The 3,672-nt window shown below is 43.4% G+C and carries 4 protein-coding genes and 1 pseudogene; all 5 read right to left on the reverse strand.

Translation table 11 applies throughout. The features are described 5' to 3' along the window. Nucleotides 1-17: 17 nt before the first annotated feature. Nucleotides 18-806, reverse strand: coding sequence for an acyl-ACP--UDP-N-acetylglucosamine O-acyltransferase (gene lpxA / locus AB4496_RS06555; RefSeq protein WP_009847407.1), 789 nt, complete (start codon nt 804-806; stop codon nt 18-20). Between the two features lies 1 nt (nt 807). Next, nucleotides 808-1,260, reverse strand: coding sequence for a 3-hydroxyacyl-ACP dehydratase FabZ (gene fabZ, locus AB4496_RS06560; RefSeq protein WP_009847408.1), 453 nt, complete (start codon nt 1,258-1,260; stop codon nt 808-810). Between the two features lie 93 nt (nt 1,261-1,353). Continuing rightward, nucleotides 1,354-2,385: a UDP-3-O-(3-hydroxymyristoyl)glucosamine N-acyltransferase gene (gene lpxD, locus AB4496_RS06565; RefSeq protein ID WP_009847409.1), complete on the reverse strand. Its 1,032-nt coding sequence runs from the start codon at nt 2,383-2,385 to the stop codon at nt 1,354-1,356. Nucleotides 2,386-2,390: 5 nt separating this feature from the next. Further along, nucleotides 2,391-2,891 (reverse strand): OmpH family outer membrane protein, encoded by a 501-nt coding sequence (locus AB4496_RS06570; RefSeq protein ID WP_009847410.1) that lies wholly within the window; start codon nt 2,889-2,891, stop codon nt 2,391-2,393. Nucleotides 2,892-2,918: 27 nt separating this feature from the next. Next, nucleotides 2,919-3,672 (reverse strand): annotated as a pseudogene (locus AB4496_RS06575) (BamA/TamA family outer membrane protein); the annotation flags it as partial.

Here is a 3,672-nt window from a genome sequence, read left to right on the forward strand (position 1 = left end):
CATAACCACATCAAGTATTAACGAATAATACCGCGCTCAGAGCTCTCTAGCATTTCTAACATAGGAGTTACCGAAGCAAACTCTTTCGCCATTTCAACTAAAGCGGCTTTCGCTTCTTCAAGTGTTTTGCCTGAACGGTATAACTCTTTGTACGCTTTCTGTAATGCTCGAATTTCTGGTTTCTCAAATCCGTTACGCTTCAAGCCCACTAGGTTGAGGCCGAATGGAGCGGCATGATTACCCTGTGCAAGCACGTACGGCAGTACATCTTGAACAACCGCAGAACAGCCGCCAATGTACGCATAAGCACCAATAGAACAAAATGGGTGAATAGCAGAAAGCGCCATAACACCCGCATAATCGCCAACGGTTACGTGGCCACCAAGAATAGCATTGTTACCAATGTGAGTATGGTTACCAACAATAACATCATGCGCTACGTGAGCATTTACACAAAGTAAGTTGTCATCGCCAATCACAGTGGTAGCTTTGTCTTGAGTTGTACCACGGTGGATCTGAACTGCTTCACGAATCACATTACGGTCACCGATCACAACAGTCGTGTCTTCACCACCGTATTTCTTATCTTGGTTTTCTTCTCCAATCACTGCGTGTGGGAAGATTCGGTTTTGCTTACCAATTGTCGTGTGACCTTTGATCACAACATGCGACATCACTTCAGTGTCATCACCAATTGTCACGTTACCAGCAATGTAAGTGAAAGGACCAACCGTCACGTTAGCACCGATAGTTACATCACCTTCGATTACTGCTGCCGGGTGAATTTTCGCTGTTTCATGAATCATATTAAAACTCTCTACGAGCACATTTAAGTTCAGCTGAACATACAACTACGCCGTCAACTTTCGCTACACCGTTGAACGATGCAATGCCACGACGTTCTTTTAAGAACTCAACTTCGATAACCAATTGGTCACCTGGCACTACTGGCTTGCGGAACTTCGCTTTATCTACGCTAGCAAAGTAGTAAAGCTCATTACCAGAAGGAGCACCAAAAGATTTAAATGCTAGAAGACCTGTTGCTTGCGCCATTGCTTCTAAGATCAACACACCTGGGAATACAGGAAGTTGTGGGAAGTGGCCTGTGAACTGAGGTTCGTTAACAGAAACATTCTTAATCGCAGTCAGTGTCTTTTCTTTTTCAAAGCTAGTCACACGATCAACCATTAAGAATGGGTAGCGATGAGGTAATAGTTCCTGAATTTCAGTAATGTTCATCGTTGTCTGTTCAGTAGTCAAAGTCGTATTCCTATGTATATTCTTTATTTAATGAGAAGGATTATAAACGAAAAAGACTCGCTGTACGCGAGCCTTTTATTAGAAATGCTGGAATTATGATTCCGCGCTGTTCTCGATAAGTTTTTCAACGGTTTTCAAACGCTTGTTCATTTCATCAATACGATGAACTCGCGTTGCTGTTTTACGCCAATCTTTATTTGGCTGTAAAGGAATACCTGAAGAGTACATGCCTTTTTCGGTGATACTGCGCATTACCATCCCCATACCGGTGATTGTAACGCCGTCAACGATTTCTATATGACCATTAATCACACAACCGCCACCAATAATACAGTACTTACCTATCGTTGTGCTGCCGGCAATGATAGTACCACCTGCAATAGCAGAACCATATCCGATGTGAACATTATGAGCTATCTGAAGTTGGTTATCTAAGATAACGTTATCTTCAATAATAGTGTCATCTAATGCGCCACGGTCAACGGTAGTACACGCGCCGATTTCTACGCGGTTACCAACACGAACTGAACCGACTTGCGGGATCTTAACCCACTCGCCTTTCTCATTCGCATAACCAAAACCATCGGATCCAATCACTGTACTAGATTGAATCAAACATGCTTCGCCAATCACCACTTCATGGTAAACACTTACGTTAGCCCAAAGCTTAGTACCTGCGCCAATTTTTGCATTTTGACCAATAAAGCAACCAGCACCGATAACGACGTCATCACCAAGCACTACGCCAGTTTCAATCACAGCATTGGCACCAATAGACACATTTTGTCCAATGGTCGCGTCGCCTAAAATTGAAGCAGAATCAGCAATACCAGCAGCTGGCGCTGGCGTGGTATCAAGCGCTTGAGCAACCTTAGCAAAAGCAACATAAGGGTCGCTGACCACAATAACGTTGGTCTTACACAGTTCACGCTCGCTCTCTTTAACCATAATAGCGGATGCTTTACAGTCGCCAAGGTGCTTGCTGTACTTCACGTTCGAAAGGAACGTAATATTTCCTTCTTGCGCTTTATCCATAGGAGCGACTGCTGAAACGGTAACTGCACCGTCTCCGTGTAGCTCTCCACCGGTAATCGTTGCCAATTCGGCTAAGGTCAGATTCTTCATAAAACTTATTTCAGTGATTTAATTACTTTTTCAGAGATGTTGTATTCTGGCTTACCGTACTGCAGAGCTTGAATATCAACGATCATGTCGTAGCCTTCTTTCTCTGCAACTTTAGTTACAGCATCTTGAATTACTTTGAATAGCTTCTGCTTCTCTTGTGCTTCACGACGTTGGCTTGCTTTTTCTAATGCTTGAGCTTTGATTTTGTATTTGCTGTCTAGTTGGCCGACTTCAATACGAAGTTTCTCTACTTCATCAGGCCCTAATAGCTCACCATCACGCTTAAGCTTTTCAATCTTAGTCTTAGCTTCAGCTTGGATACTTTGAAGCTCAGCAGCTTTATCTTTGAACTCTTCCTGCATTTTTTGAAGAACAACTTCACGCTGAGGTAGAGCCTGGAATACTTGTGCAGTATTTACATAGCCCACTTTTTGCGCAGCTTCAGCCGCTGTTGCAAAGAAAGAAGAGCTAAGAACTACAAGGCCTAAACCTGCTGCTTTAATCATATTTTTCAAAATATTGTCCTTTAAAGATTAGAAAGTTCTACCAATGGTGAATGTGAAGAATTCTTCGTCATCGCCTTCGTAGATTTTAATTGGTTTCGCTAGAGAGAAAACCAATGGTCCCATCGGTGACATCCACTGAAGAGCGGCACCATAAGATGAACGGTAATTTGTTGGGTCAGAGTAATCGTAGTAGTACTGTTGACCGCTATTAGGTACGCCACGGTCTACGAATTCGGTATCCCATACACTTGCCATATCGAAGAACACGCTAGTTCGAATCTGACTGCGCGCTTCATCAGAAGCAAACGGTGTTGGTACGATTAACTCTACGCTAGCCAAAGCAACCGCATTACCACCAACCGAATCATCGGTTGCAGAATTGTACGTCGGGTTGTTGCCCGTGCTATTTCCGTAAACAGCTTTTGGACCAGCTGAGTTCGAACCAAAACCACGTAGTGTTGTAAAACCACCCGCGTAGTAGTTTTCGTAGAATGGGAACAAGTTATCATTACCATCCGTTTGACCATAACCGTTACCATAGCCTAATCGACCACGCATCAATAGTGTGAACTCATGCTTTTTAGTCAACGGAATGTAATGTTTTACATCGTATTGCGCTTTGAAGTATTTCGCATCCGAGCCTGGTACGGTTATTTTCGCGAAAGCACGTTGGTGGTTACCTTCAGTAGGGAAGAAGCCACGGTTAAGGTTGTTGCGCGTCCAAGAGATATTGATATCGAAGTCATCGGTTAAGATATGCTCTCACCGTATTGGTCAATAC

It is taken from the genome of Vibrio sp. 10N.222.46.A1 (assembly GCF_041473595.1).
In the GTDB taxonomy this organism is placed as follows: domain Bacteria; phylum Pseudomonadota; class Gammaproteobacteria; order Enterobacterales; family Vibrionaceae; genus Vibrio; species Vibrio tasmaniensis_A.